General features: G+C 41.2%; 18 protein-coding genes. 8 read left to right on the top strand and 10 right to left on the bottom strand.

All coding sequences use genetic code 11. The features are described 5' to 3' along the window. Position 1: 1 nt before the first annotated feature. The 5 genes from AOB57_RS09935 to AOB57_RS09915 are packed head-to-tail and all read left to right on the top strand — an operon-like array spanning position 2 to position 5766. Positions 2-1576 (top strand): hypothetical protein, encoded by a 1575-nt coding sequence (locus AOB57_RS09935; RefSeq protein ID WP_054298442.1) that lies wholly within the window; start codon positions 2-4, stop codon positions 1574-1576. A 37-nt stretch (positions 1577-1613) separates the two neighbouring features. Then, positions 1614-3359, top strand: coding sequence for an ABC transporter ATP-binding protein (locus AOB57_RS09930; protein ID WP_226999470.1), 1746 nt, complete (start codon positions 1614-1616; stop codon positions 3357-3359). Between the two features lie 24 nt (positions 3360-3383). Next, on the top strand, positions 3384-4277 hold the full coding sequence (locus AOB57_RS09925; RefSeq protein WP_054298426.1) for an energy-coupling factor transporter transmembrane component T family protein: 894 nt from the start codon (positions 3384-3386) through the stop codon (positions 4275-4277). Beyond that, entirely contained in the window at positions 4274-5041 is a 768-nt protein-coding gene (locus AOB57_RS09920; protein ID WP_054298425.1) for an ABC transporter ATP-binding protein, read from the top strand. Before AOB57_RS09925 ends, AOB57_RS09920 begins: the two co-directional genes overlap by 4 nt. Then, positions 5041-5766 carry an ABC transporter permease gene (locus tag AOB57_RS09915; protein ID WP_054298424.1) on the top strand — a complete coding sequence of 242 codons (726 nt, stop codon included), beginning with the start codon at positions 5041-5043 and terminating at the stop codon, positions 5764-5766. Before AOB57_RS09920 ends, AOB57_RS09915 begins: the two co-directional genes overlap by 1 nt. A 310-nt stretch (positions 5767-6076) precedes the next feature. Here AOB57_RS09915 and AOB57_RS09910 read toward each other — a convergent pair whose 3' ends face one another. From AOB57_RS09910 to AOB57_RS09890, 5 genes are all read right to left on the bottom strand, one after another. Then, positions 6077-7081: a phosphate signaling complex PhoU family protein gene (locus AOB57_RS09910; protein WP_082384162.1), complete on the bottom strand. Its 1005-nt coding sequence runs from the start codon at positions 7079-7081 to the stop codon at positions 6077-6079. Between the two features lie 556 nt (positions 7082-7637). Next, positions 7638-8090: a hemerythrin domain-containing protein gene (locus AOB57_RS09905; RefSeq protein ID WP_054298422.1), complete on the bottom strand. Its 453-nt coding sequence runs from the start codon at positions 8088-8090 to the stop codon at positions 7638-7640. Positions 8091-8704: 614 nt separating this feature from the next. Next, positions 8705-9145: a hemerythrin domain-containing protein gene (locus AOB57_RS09900; protein WP_054298421.1), complete on the bottom strand. Its 441-nt coding sequence runs from the start codon at positions 9143-9145 to the stop codon at positions 8705-8707. A gap of 171 nt (positions 9146-9316) precedes the next feature. Then, positions 9317-10033 (bottom strand): DUF421 domain-containing protein, encoded by a 717-nt coding sequence (locus tag AOB57_RS09895; RefSeq protein WP_054298420.1) that lies wholly within the window; start codon positions 10031-10033, stop codon positions 9317-9319. A gap of 372 nt (positions 10034-10405) precedes the next feature. Then, the gene (locus AOB57_RS09890) at positions 10406-11470 is read right to left on the bottom strand and encodes a uroporphyrinogen decarboxylase family protein (protein WP_054298419.1); all 1065 of its coding nucleotides are present in this window, start codon (positions 11468-11470) and stop codon (positions 10406-10408) included. A gap of 596 nt (positions 11471-12066) precedes the next feature. Here AOB57_RS09890 and AOB57_RS09885 point away from each other — a divergent pair. Both AOB57_RS09885 and AOB57_RS09875 read left to right on the top strand, forming a co-directional pair. Next, on the top strand, positions 12067-13941 hold the full coding sequence (locus AOB57_RS09885) for a glycoside hydrolase family 15 protein (protein ID WP_226999469.1): 1875 nt from the start codon (positions 12067-12069) through the stop codon (positions 13939-13941). 407 nt (positions 13942-14348) lie between these two features. After that, positions 14349-14675, top strand: a complete 327-nt coding sequence (locus tag AOB57_RS09875) for a DUF2769 domain-containing protein (protein ID WP_054298417.1) — start codon at positions 14349-14351, stop codon at positions 14673-14675. A gap of 530 nt (positions 14676-15205) precedes the next feature. Here AOB57_RS09875 and AOB57_RS09870 read toward each other — a convergent pair. Genes AOB57_RS09870 through AOB57_RS09850 form a run of 5 tightly spaced genes read right to left on the bottom strand, consistent with a single transcriptional unit; the run spans position 15206 to position 21379 of the window. After that, complete coding sequence (locus AOB57_RS09870) at positions 15206-16927, bottom strand: dipeptide ABC transporter ATP-binding protein (RefSeq protein ID WP_054298416.1); 1722 nt, start codon at positions 16925-16927, stop codon at positions 15206-15208. 2 nt (positions 16928-16929) lie between these two features. Next, complete coding sequence (locus AOB57_RS09865) at positions 16930-17877, bottom strand: ABC transporter permease (RefSeq protein WP_054298415.1); 948 nt, start codon at positions 17875-17877, stop codon at positions 16930-16932. Next, complete coding sequence (locus AOB57_RS09860; RefSeq protein WP_226999468.1) at positions 17874-18896, bottom strand: ABC transporter permease; 1023 nt, start codon at positions 18894-18896, stop codon at positions 17874-17876. Before AOB57_RS09860 ends, AOB57_RS09865 begins: the two co-directional genes overlap by 4 nt. Further along, a complete protein-coding gene (locus tag AOB57_RS09855) occupies positions 18886-19746 on the bottom strand; it encodes a class I SAM-dependent methyltransferase (protein ID WP_054298414.1) in 861 nt (286 codons plus the stop codon). The genes AOB57_RS09860 and AOB57_RS09855 overlap by 11 nt, the downstream gene beginning before the upstream one ends. After that, entirely contained in the window at positions 19724-21379 is a 1656-nt protein-coding gene (locus tag AOB57_RS09850; RefSeq protein WP_054298413.1) for an ABC transporter substrate-binding protein, read from the bottom strand. The genes AOB57_RS09855 and AOB57_RS09850 overlap by 23 nt, the downstream gene beginning before the upstream one ends. 226 nt (positions 21380-21605) lie before the next feature. Between AOB57_RS09850 and AOB57_RS09845 the strand changes: the two genes are divergently transcribed. Further along, entirely contained in the window at positions 21606-21767 is a 162-nt protein-coding gene (locus AOB57_RS09845) for a hypothetical protein (RefSeq protein ID WP_167829596.1), read from the top strand. Positions 21768-21846 lie beyond the last annotated feature (79 nt).

The raw sequence follows: 21846 nt of genomic DNA, 5'->3' as shown, positions 1-21846 counted from the left end.
AATGAAAAACATAGCTTATCTCCTCCCTGTAATGTTACTCGTCTTCCAGCCGACAATAGCCCTTGCACAGGAGGAATTTGAGCTTGAAGAGATGACTGCATTCATGCTTCAGGTCCCACATGGCGTGGAAGGGAAAGGGCTTGCAGTAGGAGGCAGTAACCTTTCTGCGTACGTTTTTTTTGAGAGCTATTATAATGGAAATATGAATGTGACTCTAGAGATCGATTTACCTGAGGGTTTCGTTCTCCGGGATACGCCTGTCCAGTCATTTTCTCTTCAGACCGAGTATGAAGACTGGTACAGGCTCGTTGATATTTATATTCCAAAGGATCTGCCTTCCGGAACCTACGATATAACTGCGACTGCAGTTGTTGACGTTGATGGGAACAAGCATACCATTGTTCGCAAAACGCAGCTCAGGGTTGCCTCAAAAGATGAAGTCGCAAATGAGATTTTAGTCTCCGGACTGATAATACCGTCAGATGAGGATGGATATGGAAACCCGAGCTATCCTTCCAATACTCTTATTATTCGGGAAACATCTCCTGTTCTCAAAAAGCTTCTAAAGGTTACGGACCTCCAGATCGACAGGGAAGAACTTACTTCAACCTTCATTGGAGTGGAGATTTCAAACAAAGGAAACAATACGGTACCAGTTGTAGTTACCTATGATATTCTTGACATCAATACAGGGGAGCCTGTAAAAGCCTTCAAGCCGACGCTGATGGGGATGAAAGCAGATACCTTCTGCTATGCCGCGTTAACACTTCCTCCTGACTCAAGTTCACTTGTAAGCCTCCCACTCTATATTTTGGATAATGCAATGGGAGGAGATTATCTGCTCAGAGTAGACGTTAAACTCACAGGCAGTGACTGGGTTGCAACAACCCGGAACCAAAAAATAACTGCAATCTCAAGGAAATGGGGGCCTATAATGATTACATTTGCCTCCACATTGCTCGGACTGACCGCAGTCAGCCTCTTCTTCATAAAGTCAAAAGAGATAATGAGCAGGTTTAAAACCCGCAACCTTGTGCTTATTTCCCTTTTTGGCACAGTTTCTTTTGCAGCCATAAACCTGCCGATGACAATCCTGTGGGAGCTATCCCATGCAATACTTGGACCTTTCAGCTTCCTGTTTACCGGGCTCTTTTATGAGATCCTTCTTTACATGCTTATTGCTTCGCTTGTTGTCCTGATCCCAAAACCTGGAGTGGTTAGCCTTTTTACGATGGTCAGGTTCCTTCTTGGAGGCTTTATAACCGGGAGCTTCACCCCGATTAGTTTTATAACGCTTTCTGTGAGTGCGGTGATTCTGGAGGTTATGATGTATACTGCAGGCATAACCGGCAAAAATCCTGATCCGGAAAACAGGTTGCGGGTAGGGATAGTGTGCGGAATTGCGGATATGATCAGCGGGTATGTTTCCTTCAACGTCTGGATGGTGCTTTATAGGCTGTTTTATAGCAACTGGTACATAATAGCGAATATCCTGATAGACGGGTTTCTCTACACTTTCATAGGAGCCTGGTTCGGAATAAGCCTGGGAAACAGACTGAAAAAGGTGGCAGAATAAGGTTGGAGAATAAAAGTAGCAAAGTCAGGGTGGTACAGTGGGAGATGATATTAGAAAACAGAATAAGGAAGGCACAATAATAGAGATCAAAGATTTGTGGTACACATATCCGGGTAGATCGGAACCGACTTTGAAAGGAGTCAATCTGAAAATAGAGGAAGGAGAATTCGTTCTCCTGACCGGACCTACAGGCTGTGGGAAGAGCACTTTACTCAAAACACTCAACGGCATAATTCCACACGAATCCGAGGGAATATTTTCAGGCAGCATAAAAATCATGGGGACAGAAATCGGTGATTTAAACCAGGTAGAGCTTTCAAGGAAAGTAGGGCTTGTCTTCCAAAATCCCGATGACCAGATCTTTTCTACAACTGTTGAAGACGAAGTAGCCTTTGGGCTTGAAAACCTCTGCATAGAAAGAGAAGAGATTGATATAAAGGTAGGAGAAGCTCTCCGGATGGTAGGAATGCTAGAACACAGGCTGAGTTCCACGAATGCTCTTTCAGGGGGTCAGAAGCAGAGGGTCTGCATTGCAAGCATGCTCGCGATGATGCCTGAAATCCTTGCCATGGACGAACCTGTAAGCCAGATGGACCCTGCAGGCACACAGGAAATACTGAACACTGTTAGGGAACTCAACAAGAGAATGAAGATAACCATTTTGCTGGTTGAGCACAGGCTGCACGAAATTGCACCTTTTGCAGACAGAATCGTCATAATGGATAACGGAAAAATAATTTTCGACCAGCCTGCCCCCGACGCTTTTGACCATTTGGAGATATTTCACAGGCTGGGTCTTCGGGTTCCCGTACCTGTCGAGCTCTGCCACACCTTGGGGATAAAGGCGAGACCATTCAGTGCAGAGGAAACAATTCCTCTGCTGAATAATAGAGATTTTAAAGAAAAAACGGAGAGATACATAACACATCATGATCTGGAAAAAAGAATCAATCCTGAGGGCTGCTCTGCAGAAAATAACGAACTTTTGATTTCAATCCAGAATGTGTGGTCCGGGTATGATAAAAATCGGATGGTGCTTAAAGGCATAAATCTGGAAATATGCAGGGGCGAAAGGGTTGCGGTTATGGGTACAAACGGATCAGGTAAATCAACCCTGCTTCTAAATCTTGCATCCATACTTAAGCCGTATAAAGGAAGCATAAAGGTTTTCGGAGAAGATACAGAGTCAAAAAATCCGTATTCTTTTGCAGGCAGAATAGGGCTCGTATTCCAGAACCCGGACCTTATGCTTTTCTGCAATTCAGCCGAGGAAGAGGTGATGTTTGGACCTGTTCAGTTAAAGTTAGAAAATATAGAGGAAAGGACAAGGATTTCCCTGGAAGCGATGTCGATTTTAGATCTCAAGCAGGATCTTCCCCAATCATTGAGCAGAGGTCAGAGATTAAGGACAGCTGTTGCCTCGGTACTCTCTATTGACCCAGAGCTTGTCCTTCTTGATGAACCTACAACAGGGCAGGATAGAGTAAATATAGAGCAGATGATGGATTATTTCAAAAATAAAGGTTCCACGCTTGTGTTCTGTACCCATGATATTGAGATTGCAATGCTCTATGCCACAAGAATTCTTGTGATGAGCGAGGGTCAGATTATAGCGGATGGGAAGGGAAGAGATGTTATAAGGAATACAGATATCCTCAGGAAAGCATCTCTTACCCAGCCGCCTGTTGTTGAGATTGCTAACTATCTTGGAATTAATGCTTTTTCGATAACAGAGCTTGTAGAGACACTGGCTCATAGAAGTTGTGAAGTAGTGGAATGTTGAAGAACAGGTGGCTGAAGTGATAATATGATAGGAGTCAGATCAATTGCAGAGCCAACAGTTAAAGACACTATAATTCACAGGATGGATCCCAGGGCAAAGATCCTGATTCTGATATCAGTTGCTTTTGTAGCAGTAACACTTGACAATCCTGAGACCATGTTTTTGCTGTTTCTGATCGTACTTTCCGGTTTTGCACTCGCAAGGATGCCTGCAATAAAACTCAAAACCCTTGCAATATTGCTCATACTTTTAATCTGGGGAACCGTCTATTCCCAGGCCCTGTTTTATTCCCAGCTTCCGAGGACTGTAATTTTTACCATAATCAGCCCTGATTTTCCGGTACTGGGATGGATGACAAATGGAGGACTGTTCGTATATGCAGAAGGGCTTCAGCACGGCGCAATTCAGGGTTTGAGATCTGCTTCAATCATGTCCCTTGGACTACTGATATGCTGGACTACGGATTCAAGAGATATGTTAAACGGCCTTGTAGGACTCAGTGTCCCTTATAGCGTGGCTTTTATGGTGGTAACAGCAGTCAGGTTCCTTCCGATAATAATCACCGAAGTGACCACTGTAATAACAGTCCAGAGGCTCAGGGGTTTTAGTCCTAAAAAGTTTGGATCAGGAATTATCAAAACATCGCTCAATATACTGACCCCTACCCTGTCAAACTGTGTAAGGAGGACAGGTACGCTTGCTGTTTCCATCCAGAGCAGAGCTTTTCGGGCTAATACAGAAAGGACATACCTCAAAAAACTGGAATTTTCGGAATTTGACAGAGCAGTGGTTATGTTCTGCATTTTTGCAGCATTAAGTATTGTGATAATAAAGTTTCTTTACAACATGTATACAAGTGGAATTTATTACAATTCAGGCTTAAGACCTGTTTATGCAATCGCCAGGGGATACCTGTGATAGAGATTAAAAAATTATCCCGATCCTTCGGGAACCTGCTTGCTGTAGATAACCTGAATCTGGATGTTGGGAATGAGATATTTGGACTTCTGGGTCCCAATGGGGCAGGCAAGAGTACGACAGTCATGATGCTTACAACCCTGCTAAGACCGAGCAGTGGCACCGCAAAGGTCTGCGGGTATGATATTGTTAAGGATTCAAAGAAGGTGAGGTCAAAAATAAGCTATGTTCCCCAGGATATGGCAGTGGACAGAAAGCTGACAGGTAGGGAAAATGTGATGCTTTATGCAAAACTTTACGGAATTCTTGATAGGAATTCAAAAGTAGACGAAGTGATCGAAATGATGGGGCTTTCGGACCGCGCAGATGATCTTGTGGCAAAATACTCTGGAGGAATGAGGCGGCGCCTTGAACTTGCCCAGGCGCTTGTGCATGAGCCTGAAGTCCTGTTTCTTGACGAGCCCACCCTTGGTCTGGACGTAGGCGGCAGAAAAAAGATCTGGGAACACATTAAGATGCTGAAAGCCGAAGGAATGACTATTTTCATGACAACACATTACTTGGAAGAAGCAGAAAAATACTGTAACCGGGTTGCTATTATTGACAAAGGAAGGATAACAGCTATCGGATCTCCTGAGAATCTTGTAAGCTCAGCAGGAGAAAATGCTTCTCTCAATGACGTTTTTCTAGAGAAAGTCAAAACTCCTGAGGAGCAGGCAGGGTTTAATTCCACACAGTTCAGGAATCTTCTGAGGCGGAGATAATGAGAGCAATATACTACTATTTTGAAAGGGATTTTGTAAAATGGTTGAGAGGAAGAGTAACTGTTATTTCGTCGCTTGTAATGCCTGCAGCCTGGCTTGTATTTGTTGGGCTTGCCCTGCCCACAAAATTTACTGATAATTATCTTCAATTTATCACTCCTGGCATCCTTGTTATGACAACCCTTTTTTCTTCCCTTCAGGGAGGATCGCTTATGATTTTCGATAAAATACTGGGTTTTTTGAATAAATTCCTTGCAATGCCTTCCCCGAGAGAAAGTATGCTGTACGGAAAAATCCTCTTTATCAGCGTAAGAGGATTACTTCAGGCGACCGTGATCCTTTTGATAGCTACGTTTCTTGGAGTAAGGATATTGAACCCTATACATATAGTTCTGATATATCTAACACTGTTCCTGTTTTCGGTCTTATTCTCTGCCTTCTCAACCATGATAGGACTCTATCTGAGTGACCATGATAGTTACGCAGCCGCGAACAGCATGATCAGCATGCCCCTGTTTTTCACGAGTAGCGCACTTATGCCCTACGAAGTTATGCCTGCCTGGTTGAGGACACTGGCAAAGCTTAATCCGGTGAGCTATGCAATCGACAGTGCAAGAATGCTGTTTGAAGGAGGAATACCTGTTAACGGGATCATCGGCCTTGCTATAGGAGCCGGGATTATGGTGCTTCTTGGAACGTATCAGTTCAGAAAGGCAGTTGTGTGAAAAAGAGAGAATCAAGGAAAAAAGCACTATCCTTATGGCCTAAGAAACATCTCCTTTGATCCCGAAAACGCTTGAAATCAATATAAGTTAAGCGCCTCAGCCAGCCTATATAGAGACATTTCACTTGACTGGCCCACTCGGCTCAGCTCGTGCTAATAACTTCCGAAGTAGTCCTCTTGAGTGATGACTATTATAAATTAGTCCTTTTGAACGAAAGAAGTGGGCGAAAAGGACAGCGGGTTGTTGCAATGTAATTGCAACTCCCATGTAAATCTCTGATTATATTTGATCTCAATACGTAACTTCAGGCTCAAGCCTGTCTAATATTCATATTGATTGCAACTTCAGCAATATCAGCACTGTATTCCGAAACACGCCTGAGACTCTCCAGGATCATGCTAAGTTCGATATTGCCTGAACCATCGCAATCTTGCGGCTCCAGAGAAACCCCGAACTGGGAGACTTTTTTAGCTTCTACAACAATATTATTAATAGCCTGCGGATCTTCTTCAGTCATTGAGCCTATCGAACTCTCGAAAACTTTGCGGGAGAGATCAGCCATCTGGAAGATCGGGTCATCTGCACTGACCCCGGAGTCCATTTTAAGGACGTTCTTGGAGATCCTGACTGCATGGTCTCCTACACGCTCAATGCATTTTGTAATAAGCCTGTATCCCAGGCATTCTCTGGGATGCCTGATTCCTATCTTTTCAGAAAGTTCGATATCATCGATTGAAGCCTTAAGCTGGCGGACGGAAAGAAGATAAAAGCGGTCCACATCGTCATCCCTCTGGACGACATCCTCGGCAATCTCGACATTGTGATCCCTGAGAGCAGACATGGAGTCTTCAAGCATGGAAAGTACAAGCCCATACATGTTTTTAATTACCCGGCTAAGAGGGAGGTCATTGTAGTTGAGAAGGCACTGGAAGACCAGCTCATTCCGGGATTCTTCCACAAGCTCAAGCCCTATTAGTTTCTGGCGCACGGAATCTTTGATAAACTTGCGATCATAGGCACTGAATCCCTTTTTTGTAGTCAGCCTGATGACGTCATAGCCCACAAGATAATGAGAAATAAGAATCCTGAGATTATTTTCTGCACTGTCTGAGTGAACATAATCGATTGTAGCCTTAAGAGCTGAATTTTCCTTTGAGACCGCGCTGGGAGAAACAAGCAGGGTTCTATTGGGCATGGGTGTAAGAGTAAGGGTGTCCCCGGCCTCAAGCCCTATATCCCGGACCCATTTTATGGGGAGAGACACAATATAAGTAGAATTTCCGGTAAACTGAACTTTTCTTTTATCCTTGGTAATAAGTAAACCCCCTGAGGGTATTCTAATTAATCTTGAAGAAACTATATAGAGGAAAGTAATATATAAAGGTATCCTGAAAATAGGACGTTAAAGTAAGAAATAAAATCTGATAATCTTGTCTAATTACCATATATAGGACCATCATTCAATCACAGAAAAACATAGACTTTCATTGAAAATCCGATACAGAGTCAGGCACAAAACTGATTTATGAGAAAGCATTTTTTCCTTGAAAACTCTTTTTTAACTAGTATAAGAGACCATGTACATAGTCCGGTTGTTAATCTACAGGTAAACTGGTGAGAACTAATTAGTTTTGATAAAAAATGAAAAGATGGAAAAGAGTATAAAAAGCCATCTGGAAAGACCTGGGTTAATAAACAGCGTATTGAAACACCTGGGTTGGTAAATGGCACATTGAAAGAATTGGGTTAATAAATGGCATATTAATTGTAAAATCAGACTAATTCACATAATGTAAAGAAAAGTGATATAAAAGTAAAAAGGACTGATTAAAGAAAAAATCAGCCCTAAGGTCCAACTTATATTTTATCTTTTATACCGGAAGTTCCCCGGCTTCTACCCTGTTCATGTAACTCCTTTTGAACTCAACATACTGTTCAGCGAGTTCTTCTGCCTCCTGCTGGCTCAGGACATTTCGAGCTCTTTCAAACACTTTATTTTCCTCTTCTTTTACATGATGGTCTATACTTTGTTTTAGTTCACTGAGTTTAGAAGTCCAACTTTCATCCCTTTCTTCCATAACTTCCATCTCAGAGATCAGGGCTTTTGCCTCATTGTGTTCCTTATAGGCTTCAGCAATAAGGTCACGTAATTCTTCTGTCTCTTCAAGCCTTGGATAAAAGAATTTTTCTTCCCCTATCATATGAGGCTCAGCCCTAATCCTTATTTTAAGAAAAGACACTTTTGAACTATCAGCCACTGCTTGCTGGAGAAGATCAGCCAACTGGTCATGTTCCTCTTTCAGGATGTCATAAATCGTTTCCATAAATTTCCCCCTCTTTTTAGTATAAGGAAGTTAGTCAAGCAACCGTATAAATAAGTAACCTATGTATCCAATTTATATAAATAGTAGCCAATATATCCAATTATATAACTAATAATATGCTTATCCGATTATATAAGTAACAATCTACATATCCAGTTATATAAGTAATAGACTGTATATCTAATTTATATAAGTAGTAACAACAATAGTAATAATTTATGAGATTTCTCTTAAAATTTCCATTTTTATGTATTGGAAGGAAATAAGATTTCCAGGAATGCTTAAGCAGTGTGTAAGATAATCGTTATCTTACAATATGAAATAGAAGGGATTAAGAAAACTCTAAGATAGTTAATGGCAAAATAATTAGTAATTATACAAAAATAAAGGGAGAGGATCAGGGGGAAATATCCTCTGGCTGATTAAAATCAACAGATTACTAATAATCTCCGGACTTTTGTTATGCCAGGGACTCCCCAGCTCCTATCTTACCCCTGTAGCTGTTTTTAAACTCAAGGTATTTCTGGGAAAGCTCTTCTGCCTTCTGCTGTCCTTCTGCTGTTCCAGAACGTTTCTGGACACCGGCAATCTCTTTTTCGTTTACTTTTTAGTTTTTAAGGCATGGGATGTTGCTGTTTAAAAGTCTTTGAGAAATCAAGATACTGCTGAGATATCTGTTGTGCTTTGTCTTCACTCATTACTCTCTGAGCCTCTGGAAATACCTTATTTTCTTCCTCTTCTACGTGGTGACTTACAGTCTCATCCAGTTCCTTGAGCTTGGAAACCCAATTCGAACTGCTTGGATCCATGCTTTCCAGTTCTGACAATACGGACCTTATTTCTTTATGCTCTTCATAGGCATGATTGACAAGCTCACGTAATTCCGATTTCTGCTCAAGCAGTGGATAGAAAAGCTTTTCTTCTCCCATTATATGAGGATCGAGTTTCGCCTTTATCTTGAGGAAACTCTCCTTTGAGCTATCACGCATTGCCTGCTGTGTAAGGTCAGCTACTTGCCTGTGTTCTGCTTTTAGTATATCATAAATTGTTTCCATACTTCCCCCCCTCGTTCGAGGTATAACAAAGTGTTATTTTTTCAAAAATATAAATACATAACCACAGAATCTAATTTATAAAAAAAGTAGCGCCAAAAGCATGGATTTATTCTATTTTATCACTTTCATAGAATTTATTGAAAAAAGTAGATATTGAAAAAAGCAGGTGGTTCAAAAATTTTGTATTTCTTCAGACAATACCCAGATCTCGCCTTCGCAGTCGGGAAAGATATCGCCCTTTTCCAGCCAGATAGTCTCGCCCGTTTTGTAGCAGGAGTGATAGCCTGAAATTTCGACTTTCGTACCTGCTTTGTGAGGCTTCCATTCGTCAATCATATCTTCGGAGATTGTCGGCAGACCTGGTTTTTCTTTCCCGGGTCTGTACTTGAACACACTCAGGCTTCCATCTCTCTCAAGATAAGCAGCTTCAACTTCTCCCAGATTCCGGATCCCGTCATTTCTCAATAAAAGGAAAATATCATCTTGTGTTGGGGTATGTTTCTCAAGTTCCTTCGAATCAAGAATCCCATTACTTATTATCTTTACAGGACTGCCTTCAGTCAAATCTTCATACCAGGAGTATTTATTCGCCAGAGCGTTCTGTACTCTGTAAAATACCATAATGGTTGCAATTCCGAAAACCGACCATAAAATAGCAACATCAGGATAAATCATAGGGTCTCCCATAGCTGACCCAAGCGCAATAATAAGCAGAAGGTCAAAAGAAGTTAGCTGATGGATTGCCCTTCTTCCTAAAAAGCGCATAAAGATAAGTGCAAAAATAAACATGAAAGCTGACCTGACAATTATTTCAAGCAGGAAATGCCAGGGAGCATCGGCTATAAGAATCCTTGTTATTTCGAAGACCTCTATGGAAGATTCTGCCATATCAGGTAATAAAGGCGTAGAAGGGCTTAAAAGTTCTTATTTATATGATTAAACCAATATTGGAGGTAGAAACTAGAAACATCATCAGCAAAAGATAAGACGAACTCTTCTAAAATAAAAGGTCTTGAGAAAAATGAAAATCTCCACGCTGAGATAACAGAAAAGAAACATAAAGTGACTGAAGCTTTTCCCTGAAAGAGGGAACATACAGTACCGAAACCTGACCATGAGAATAATTCAGTGTTATTGGTTAGATCAAATCCCTAACGCACCTTACTTTTTTATGGCAGAAAAAAAGAGGATTATCCAAATCCTCTTCAATAAAATATGATTGACCGAGATTTTTGCAGAACTTTAAATTCATCCTGTACATCATTCATATCTGCCGTATTTTTCTGCTGCATCTACCATCGCCATTAGCTTTACAGGCAGCGCATTTACAGGGAATTCACATCCAGGAGAAAGAATATACCCTGATGGAGATTTCATACCTTCTTCGATATTCTGCCTGCATATTTCCAGAAGTTCTTCATATGAGCTGGTAAGGAATAGTGTAGGATTGATATTACCGCAGATAACGTCGTGTTCTCCAAAAGCTTTAACCTGATCTTTGATAGGAGTTTCCGGTCCAAAAAGCCAGAAATATTTTCCTGACCAGTTCAGTTCTTCTCTTAATTTTCTATAATATGGAAGGTTCAGGTTCTGATTAGCACATGGGTGCATGAGCATAGCATGTATTCCCAGTTCTTTCGCATGGGTATGAACTTTTTTCATGTATGGGTACGCAAATTCTTCAAACATCTGCGGAGGAATCATATTATTTGACTCGGACGGCCCTCCGTCAAAAGGCAGCAGGCTTTCTGAGCCATATTTATTTGCAAAATAGTCTAGAGCGTTGATGAACATATCACTTACTTTATCGAGTAAAAGATGGACAGTTTTTGGTTCCATAATGAGCCATGTTAAAAATTCAGATGTATCTGCAACAACCGAGGCAGCAGTAAAATTACTGCCTGTCTGTACGGTAACCGGCATTCCGAGTTTAAAGCATCTGGCTGCAACCCGGTCTGCTATTTTATATGCACCAGGCAATTCTTTTTCAAAATCCGGGACCTCAAGTTTTTCAATGTCTTCTATAGTTTTCACAGGATGCTCGGTTACGTAAGGAGCCCCCTGCCCTTTTCTATAAGGAAAATCGATTTTCCCACCAAATTCCCATGCTCCACAGGATGCATATCCATACATCGGAGTCTGTTCATAACCATGAAGCCGCATGGATGCAAACTGCGCCTCAAAACATTTATCCCCATCAGCATAAAAATCTCCAAGAGATATGCCTGTAATATTTGAGGAATATCCCTCTACAAACGGAATTACCGGAATACGGTCAGGCTTTTGCCCTGAAATAAGCGCTGCCATACGTTCTGATGATGTCATTCGTTGTGCCGTAGTATTATCCCCTGTTATTATTTCTTTAGAGTATGTAACTTAAGTCATAAATATATACCGAAAAGTAACGATTCAAACAAGTACACAGGAGTTTTTCATACATTTTCGATCTAATCGGTTACATCACAAACCAATCGAAAAGAATGACCTTAATCCAGAGAATATGAGTCGAGTGAGCAATTCTAAAGAAGTAGCGATCTAATAATAATCAAAGTTTCGAAATATCAAATTTTAGAAGTCAAAGCTTTAAAAAATAAAAATGTAAACTGCGCTCTCTATATATTGTGATTTTTCTGTGGCCTTGGGCAAGCCTGTATTAATTTTTCAATCCAACCGCATAAGTTATAGTCTTTCCAAAAACTGAAAAGGCTTTTATTCTCTAAACCCAAAGTATGAAATGAATAATTTTCCATAAATATTATTTCTGGGGATTTCTGGTTAAACGTTAAAAGAGCTTCCTAGGGAGGTAAAGCCGTATTGTCCGACATATTGTCCTTGGAAATCAGTCACTACTTATAAATATAGACCAGTGGTTTCAGGTAAGAGATATTTATTACCCTTACGTTGGACAGGAAAACCACCTGATGGGGCATTTCCATAGAATAGGAATCTATACTGACGGTAGGCTTTCCTGGATCAATGAAGAAAATTGGGAGAGAAAGCCTGCGTATAAGAGCGATACCCTTGTCTCCGAGAATTGGGCTTTAAATAATGAACTGGGGATCGAACTGCTTTTGGAAGAAAGTGTGTGTTGTGAAGACAATATATTTCTCCGGAAGATAACAATTAAAAATCTACAGAAAATTTTCCGAGAGGTTCGACTTTTTTTTAATCACGATTTTCACTTATACGGAGACGGCGTAGGAGACACTGCAATATATCAGATGGACCATAACGTTATCGTTCATTATAAACGAGCCAGGTACTTTCTTATAGGCATTCTCAAAGCAAACAATAAGGAAGATATGGTTGCTGATATCGACGATTATGCTATAGGCTATGCTGAGAAAGACGGGTTAAAAGGTACTTATGTGGATGCGGAAGATGGAATACTCTCAAAAAATCCAGTTGCTCAGGGTTCAGTAGATTCAACTGTAGGAATTAGCCTGCAACTTCAGGGCAGCAGCACAGAGGTCATTTACTATTATATGACAGCTGGAAAAGATTTTAAAGATGTCTATACGCTTAATGATATCGTTATGGAACTGGGACCAGAAAATCTTCAGAAGCATACAGAAAAATATCAGAGGAACTGGGTAGACCGTCAAAGAATTGATCTCTCAGGGCTTGAACCTCGGCTTGTGGATTTATATAAAAGATCCCTTCTGACAATAAAGACCCAGACTGACACAAATGGAGCTATAATAGCAGCAAATGACTCTGAGAATATTCAATTTAATCGAGATACCTATAGTTATATGTGGCCCAGAGATGGAGCTTTTGTATCAATTGCCATGATAAATGCAGGTTTTCCTGAATTTACCAAACCCTTTTTCAGGTTCTGTAAAAATGTAATCTGGTGGGCTGGATGTTTATTGCACAAATATAACCCTGACGGCACTCTGGGAAGCAGCTGGCTTCCCTGGGTTACATATGGAGAGCCTTCACTTCCGATTCAGGAAGATGAGACTGCTCTTGTTATCCACGCTCTCTGGAAATATTATGAAGCTACCGGTGATATTGAATTTATAAAGGAGGTATATGAACCTCTGGTAAAAAATGCTGTTTTTTTTATGGATGACTATAAGTATCCAAATGATATTCCCGTTGAAAGTTACGATCTCTGGGAAGAACGAAAGGGAATTTTTACCTTTACCGCATCTGCTGTATACAGAGGACTTCTCTCAGGAGAGAAACTCAGCCGTTTAGTAGGAGACAAAGAAACTTATAAAACATGCATATCGCGTTATTCAAAATTGAAAAAAGCAATATTAAGGGAGCTTTATGATAATGAACGCGGTATTTTTTTGAGGGGTATAAACTATAAGAATCATAATATAAAAAATAAAAGTTTAGATCGGACAGTGGATAGCAGTGTATATGGAATTTTCGAGTTTAATTTACTCCCAGCAGATGAGCCTAGAGTGATAAGAACAATGAGAAACTTAGAACAAAAACTTTGGGTTCCAGGAACAGGCGGTCTGGCGAGATATGAAAATGATTTTTATTATCGTCAAGAAGGCAGGATTAACAGCAACCCCTGGCTTATATGCACTCTATGGCTTGCGAAATGGTATATTGCAAAAGCAAAAGAGATCAAGGATCTAGAAAAGGCTCTTGGATTGATTAACTGGGCTGCAGATAATTCTCTTGAAACAGGAATTATGCCTGAACAGATTGATTCTCTTACAGGAGAACCACTTTCTGTCGCACCACTTACCTGGAGCCATGCTGAATTCGTGGATACAATTATCAGGTATCAAAAAAAGAAAACACAATTAAGAATTAAAGAAGATTGAGCACCTGTGTTTTCTTTGCTTTCAAAGAGTTCCATTGAGAATATAGTCTAAAATTAGAGCATGTTTAATCTCTTTAATTTAAGAGTATGGGAGATTCCAATTAATATTTTGAATAAAGTTTTTAATTGTGGTTATTTTAAGTCTGAAAAGCTCTTTATGAGAATTAAAAATTATGAAATGGGGGAAATAATGTGCAGGAGGAAGATTCAGAAGAACAAAAGTTCAAATGCTCTGTTTGTCGTATGACGTTTGCAACACGAGCCGAATATGAAAAACATATGAGAGAAAAGCATAATATGAAATTGCCTACAGAAGAGTCTTGAGATCAGTTAAATGGAAATGCTTGTAACCTCACTGGAGAAGCACCTAAAAGAATAAATATTTTTGAATATTATTTAGGAGATAATATGAATACATGCGAAAATGCAAAAGTTCCGTATACTCTAGAGAATATCAAGAAATGTATGTGCCCAAAATGTCCTGTCCAAGCTGACAGCAAATGTGCAATGGATAAACTTGATAATTTAATGAAGCAATATGAAAGTGGGAGCGAAGGTAATGTTCCTAAAAACCAGGACGTTCCAGGAGTCTACTGTTCAACTGGTAGAGCTACCTGTCAGGATCTTTACCCTGAAGAACAATGTATATGCTATACCTGTGCTGTCTGGAAAGAATATCATCTGCAAAATGTAAAGCCGACAATGTATTTCTGCCAGAGAGGTGGAGCAGTTTGAAAAAAGAATGAATAAATCCAGCAGCGAGTAAAATATAGTATAAAGACTTATTTCAGAGTATTTTTACATAGCCTTTATTTTGCTTTTAGCTTAAGAATACTCAAAATTCAAATTTATATTCTTGAATCTTGAATTTGGAACAATCAATTTATCAAATGCAGTTCTTTTCTATGCTTTCCATATGTTTTCAGTTTATTATTATCTTTCTTAATTTAAAATGTTTTCATCTTTAAAAATGTCTAAATAATTGTATATCTGAATTTTATTGTTTTGGGGTACCCAATTTATATTTAGTTGATATTACATCTTCAAGGCTTGGTCTGCTGAAATTGATCGAACTGACCCTAATTCCCAGATTGCTGGCGATTTGGAAAATACCGAGAATATTTTTCTCATAATCCGATATTCGGATAGCTATCAGAATTGAGCAATTGTCAGAGAATCTCTTTCCAAGTTTCACCTTTGAAATCATCTTTCATTGAAAAAGGGAACCATGTAAATTGAAATTATACGAGTCAGATTTATGATGGTTAATGATTATGACAGCACAGCCCTATTCTTGAACCCACGAGCCTTTTTGTATACTCATCAGAAGGTGAAAGCATTATTTCATGGGAATTTCCCAGCTCTACAATCTTTCCAGAATTCATAACTGCTATCCTGTCAGCAATCTTGAGAGTCAGGGAGAGGTTATGTGAAATATATATCATTGCAAATCCTCTCCTGTTCTGAAGTTCCTTTAAAAGACGCAATATATTTGCAGAAGTTGAAGCATCCAGAGCCGAAGTGATCTCATCAGCAATAAGGAGTTTCGGCTCCATAACCATTGCTCTGGCAAGTGCAACCCTCTGCCTCTGCCCGCCGCTTAGTTCACCGCAATATTTCCTCAGGAAATTGTCTGTAATGGGAAGACGAACAAGTTCAAGGGCATTTTTAACCATACGCTGTCTGTCTCCATTGGACCCGATCTTATTGATATAAAGGGGCTCTTTGACTGCATCGTGCACGGTAAACCTGTTGCTTGTCGAACTGAAAGGATCCTGGAATACTATCTGAATGCCATTGACCCTGTTTCCATAGTTTCCCACTCTGACGTCGCCTCCCATAAACAATACTTCTCCATATTCGGGCTTTATTACATTTGCGAGGAGATGTGCAAGGGTTGACTTTCCTGAGCCTGTCTGGCCGACAATTGCAAGAACCTCCCCTTCCCTCACTTCCAGACTAACATTATCTACTGCCTGAATACATCTTCCATCAGGCAGGCGATAATTGAAGCTCAGGTTTCTTGCTTCCAGAAGGTTTGCTATGCCACCTCTATGGCATGCAATTTCCCGTCCGCCTCCTGCTGGCATCAGGACTGGGGAAACCCTGCTGCATATGTCGATTTTCTGTGTGCATCTCGGGCTGAAGGGGCAGCCCTTAAATTCATCCCCTGCCGGAACATCCCCGGGGATTCCCCACAAGTCTTTATAAACGAAAATATCCGGCGTCGAGTGAACAAGACCCCTTGTATAGGGATGACGGGGAGATACTAGAATATCCCTTACAGAGCCTGTTTCCACAACCTTTCCAGAATACATTACTATTATTCTGGATGCAAGAGAAGATACAAAAGTGATATCGTGAGAGATTATTAACATTGTATACCCGTTCTGCTTCTGAAGGTCAAGCAGAAGGTCCCTGATATCCTTTCGGGTAAAGGCATCAAGTGCAGAAGTAACTTCATCGAGGATCAGTACTTTAGGATCGCATGAAAGAGCCATTACTAAGAGAACCCTTTGCCTCATGCCTCCAGAGAGCTGATGCGGATACAAATCCATCCACTTAGGGTCAAGGCCGACAGTTCGGAACAGGTCAGCACATTTTATCCGTGCTTTTTCAGGGCTAATACCAAGATGTTTTGTCATAGGTTCTATTACCTGAACGCCAACTTTCATAACAGGGTTCAACACTTCAAGGCTGTTTTGAAAAACAATTGCTATATCTTTCCATCTCAACCTGTCCATTTCGGATTCGGGCAAGGAAGAGATTACATCATCCCGGTAAAGAATTTCGCCAGAAATGGCTGTATTTTCCGGCAAAAGCCCCATGATCCCAAGTGCAACAGTAGTCTTGCCGCTTCCGGATTCTCCGACAATGCCCAGGATTTCTCCTTCTCCAATCTCAAAAGAAATGCCGTCAACAGCCTTGACAGTGTTAGTGTCAGTCAGGTAGCTGCATTTAAGGTCATTGACTTTAAGCAGACTCATAATCAGAAACCTTTCTTTATTTTTAGTTTGGGGTCAAGTATCCTTTCCATATCCCTGCTTATGAACGCAAGACAGAGCAGGAGAAAAATAAGCATGAACAACGGAGGCAATAGCCACCACTGCCAGTAAGGCGTAAAATATATTGACCTGAAACCGGTTGCATGATTGAGCATCATTCCCCAGCTCTTGGAAGTAGGATCTCCCAGTCCCAGAAAAGCAAGCCCTGTTTCGGCTATGATTGCATGTGAGGCTATACCGATGACAAGAACAAAGAGAACAGGCATAACTTCAGGAAATATATGCCTCCAGAGAAGGTAAAACGGTTTTGCACCGTAATTCCTAGCTGCAATAATATAGTTGCTCTTTTTTAACGACAGCGTCTGGGAACGTGCAATACGTGCGGGTTTTGCCCAGCTGAACAGGACAAGTACAATAATTACATTAAGGATATTCGGTCCAAGAAAAGCAGATATTACAATCAGAAGAGGAAAGCTTGGAAGAGCCATTGTCACATCAATTACCCTCATCAGTGCCTGGTCAACGTGCCCTCCAATATATCCTGCAAGTATTCCAATAGCTCCCCCACCAAAGCCTGCCGCAAAAGCCACTGCAAGACCTATTGTCAGGCTTATTCTCGCACCGTAACATATCTGCGACCAGATATCCATACCCAGTTCATCAGTTCCGAGTATGTGTCCCGGACCGGGAGGTTCGAGTGAATCACCTGTGATTTTCTGAGGAGGATAAATTGTAATCATGGGAGCAAAAACTGCAATTAGAATGATACAGATTATTCCAAGGATACCAATTTTACCTTCAGTGCTGAATCTGGAGAATGCCCCAGCTGTACTGATGACTACTCTGTTAATTCTGTTATTTCTGTCAATATTTAACGCCTGAGCAAGCGAAATTATTCTGGCATTTCCAGAAGTAACAAAATTCTTTATCATGTCGCAACTCTCGGATCAAGTTTCCCATATATTTTGTCAACCAGCAGGTTGCAGACAAGTATGGAGACTGCAGTTACCAGGAGAATGCCCTGAATAAGAGGATAATCCCGGCAGATTACAGCACTTCGGAGCGTCATCCCTATGCCAGGATAAGAAAAAACATTCTCGACGAGCACAACTCCCCCAATCATTATTCCTACCATAAAGCCCGTTCTTGTCACTACCGGAAGCAGCGCATTTCTGAGTGCATGCCGTATCCATACGGTTTTTTCACCCAGTCCTTTTGCACGGGCAGTCCTGATATAATCCTTCGTGGTCACTGTAATCAGCGTATTTCTGGTGAGCAGGTAAACCCCGGTCAGCTGCGTAAGTGACAGGGTCACAACAGGCAGAAAAGCGTGGTACATTATGTCCCATGCCTGTTCTAGCGGAGCATTATAGTCCGCAAAAGGAGTGACAGCACCAGCAAGAGGAAAAAGCCTTAAATGTACACTGAAAACCAGAAGAAGGATAAGGCCAAGCAGAAACGGGGGAATTTCTGCAAAGGCGATCATACACGTCATCATAATTCTGTCACTCCCGTTTTTTCTGTTCTTAGCCGAAAGTGTTCCGAGAAACACACCTAAGACTGTACTGATTACTGTAGCGCTCGCGACAATTAATATAGTCCAGGGAAGATGGAGCATTATTACATCACTGACCGGCATTTTGTAATAAATGCTCCTTCCCAAATTTCCAGTCATCAGGTTTTTCATATATGCTAAAAACTGTTCATGCAAAGGCCTATCAAGTCCGTAATAGTTCAGGTAATAAAGACGCTGTTCCTCGGTCATTACAATAATCTCTTCCCCTATCTCATCTGCAGAAATGGTTGTGAACGGATCTCCGGGCATGACTCTAGGAAGGAAAAAATTGATGGCAAGAATTACAAAAAGAGTAGATAACAACCTCAAAATAAACGAATTCCTATCCTTTTCCATCAAATCATCTGCCCCCTTTACCACCCGATTATCTGCCATTAACTTTCCATACCATCATACCTGTGTATACGTCCGACTCGGAACGGTAGATTCCATCTGGAGAGGCATTTTTATAATAATCCATTATTCTTTTCTTTGTTTCATTATCAAAATCCCTCCCCCGCCCAATAAATTCTATTGCCTGATCTGCTGCTTCTTTCCAGGTCAATTCTTCCTTCCATTTGGAATGGCTGATCCTGAGCGAGGGACTGTAGCCTGAGAGGTAAAGATACATGAATGGATAAATTATGCCGTTCATAGTATTCTCGGATTTTTCACCGAGTATCGAACTCCGGATCTCACGATACGCCCTGTCCTCATCTCTTCTCAGGAAGTTGCTGTAATAACAGAGATTTTTTGAACATGCCATCATAGTATCAAAGTCTTCAATATCCCTTATCGCGGGAGTCATGGAGGCAATTACAAGGTCATATTCGTTCCTGAATCCAAGGAGATCTATGTCTGCTGTCCACCAGGAGCATTCAATGATATCTATCGGAAGAGATTCTTCTTTTACAGCATCTTTTAGTCTGTTAAGCATTCCGGAAGATATGTCAAGTGCAGTAACTTCTGCTCCAAGCTTTGAGAGAGGAAGAGAAAGTGTTCCTGGCCCGCATCCGATATCAAGAACTCTGGATCCTTCAGGATTAAAACCGGATTCTTTAAGAAATTCGAGGATCTCATCAGTTCTCTTTTTTCTATTGTCTTTTTCAATGTTATTGGCATAATTCACAGAACGTTTGTTCCAGAACTCCGCCATCCTGCCCTCATCCTGGATCAACACATTATCCGTGGCTTTTTTCCAGCATTCAAGCAGGTTATTAATATCATCTTTTTTCTGCAATCCCATCCCTCTCAAGATACGAAAGAATGCTGTGTGTTCTTGCATGATGGTCGTACATATTCATCCAGCCGTCATATTTTGAGATTCTCCAGGCATCGTATGACGTTGTATAATAGAGCGGTATTGCAGGCACATCATTAGCAAGCAGGGCTTGCATCTCGCATATTATTTCTTTCCGCTTATTATTGTCAGATTCTTGCAGCTCCAGGGCACCAAGCGAGTTCAGGGTATCATTGTGGTAACCATATACTGCTGCACCGGATGACACACTATTTGATGACTGTGAATCTGTGTCACAATACCTTGTGCGAAGATAATCTGCATCCTGTCCCCAGCCCCCAAAACCGCTGATAAGAAGCTCAAAGTCTCCGTTCTTTAGATTGGCATCTCTGGACTTGCTCTCAAGGGATTTCACCTGGACGTCGATTCCCACCTCACTCAGCCTCTCTTTTATAAGTCCACCAATACGGATTTCGCCACTGCTGAGAGATAATATGTATGACAGTTTTTCCCCGTCCTTATCACGTATTCCATCCCCATCCGTATCACTCCATCCGGCTTCTTCAAGCAGTGCACTGGCTTTATCCGGATTGTAGCCATACTCAGGCTGGTCAGGGTTATACCAGATATGGTCTTCAGGGAGTATGCCCATCTTGCCGGCTTTTCCTGCACCTCTTGCAATCTTTTCCACCAGTTCGTCACGGTCAATGGCATAAGCAAAAGCTTGCCTTATTCTGCGGTCATTGAGTTCCGGGCATTTTTTCATGTTGAAATAGAACTGGTAACCCCAGAAGGCCGGCTGCTGGACTATTCTTATATCAGGATCGGATTTGAACCTATCAAGAGTGTCAGGGGATATGCTTGCAAAATCGATTTTGCCCTGCTCAAAAGCTATTAACGAGTCGCTGACCGGAATAAACTCGACGGACTTAACGGCAACTTCAGGCCCCCAGAATTTCTCGTTTGCCACAAAGCGATACGTCCCATGTTCTTTGTTGTACTCGTCAAGAAGAAACGGACCAGTCCCCGTGACCGCCTTTGAGTCAAGGAAACTAACCGGATCTGAGATATTTTTGTAGATATGCTCAGGTATTATTTTAAAGCTCGTGAGCTTGTAAAGGAATGTAGAAGTAGGCTGGCTCAGTACGAATTTGACAGTGTTGGGGTCCAAGACCTGGACACTATCTACAATACCCGGCTCAATTCCGCCCGAGATAGGCACATGCTCCTGCTCATAATCAAAAGTAAACTTAACATCATCTGCCGTAAAAGGCTCTCCGTCACTCCACACAACCCCTTCACGGAGATGGAATGTATATTCGGTCCCATCCGGGCTGACATCCCAGCTTTCAGCCAGCCAGGGAATCATACCGCTTTCATCCCTCTCAAGGAGACTGTCAAAGATCATCCTGACCTTTGACGACCCCGGTCCCCTCGGATATATCGTAAACGGCTGAGGATACCCACAATCCCCGCCGCTCAGATTAACAACATCCACAGCCTGTGACCCTTCAGCAGTATTCTCAATCTCAGCCAGTTCTCCTGCCTGAGCACTGTCCTGATCAGTACAGCCCGCAGTCATTAAGCTCAAGCCTATCAGGAGAACAGAAAATAACACCAGTAACCTTTTTCTATCCATTACCAACACCTGACTTTCAGGAACTACCCTGTTAATTTCCGGAAACATGAACAAAGTAAATTAATTGCTAATAATACATAGTGGTATTACATAGATGTATAAAAGTATTACTAAATCCACCTAAACCAAAAAAAAGTAGAAAAAAGGATGTTTCTAAGCTATTTTGAGTTCCACAACCAGAGGATATTTACCCTCAATTTTATTATTTATTTATACTCATCCTGTTTTGAAAACCCGGAACTTCGGTTCCAATCTCATCGACAAAGAGACTAAAATCACTGCCGGCAGGTTTGCAACATCTCCTGCCATTTACGGTGACAGGATAGTGTGGATGGGCAACCCTTATGATATTATAGTTATGATATCTGAATGTACGAATTCTCATTGAAGGAGAATAAAATAATAACCAGCGGAACAGCATTTTATCCTGTAATCTATGGTGAAGGATTGTATGGGAAAAGCGGGTT

Source organism: Methanosarcina flavescens, from assembly GCF_001304615.2.
In the GTDB taxonomy this organism is placed as follows: domain Archaea; phylum Halobacteriota; class Methanosarcinia; order Methanosarcinales; family Methanosarcinaceae; genus Methanosarcina; species Methanosarcina flavescens.
The sequence above is the reverse complement of the archived record's forward strand: the minus strand, read 5'-3'. Positions and strand labels throughout refer to the sequence as shown.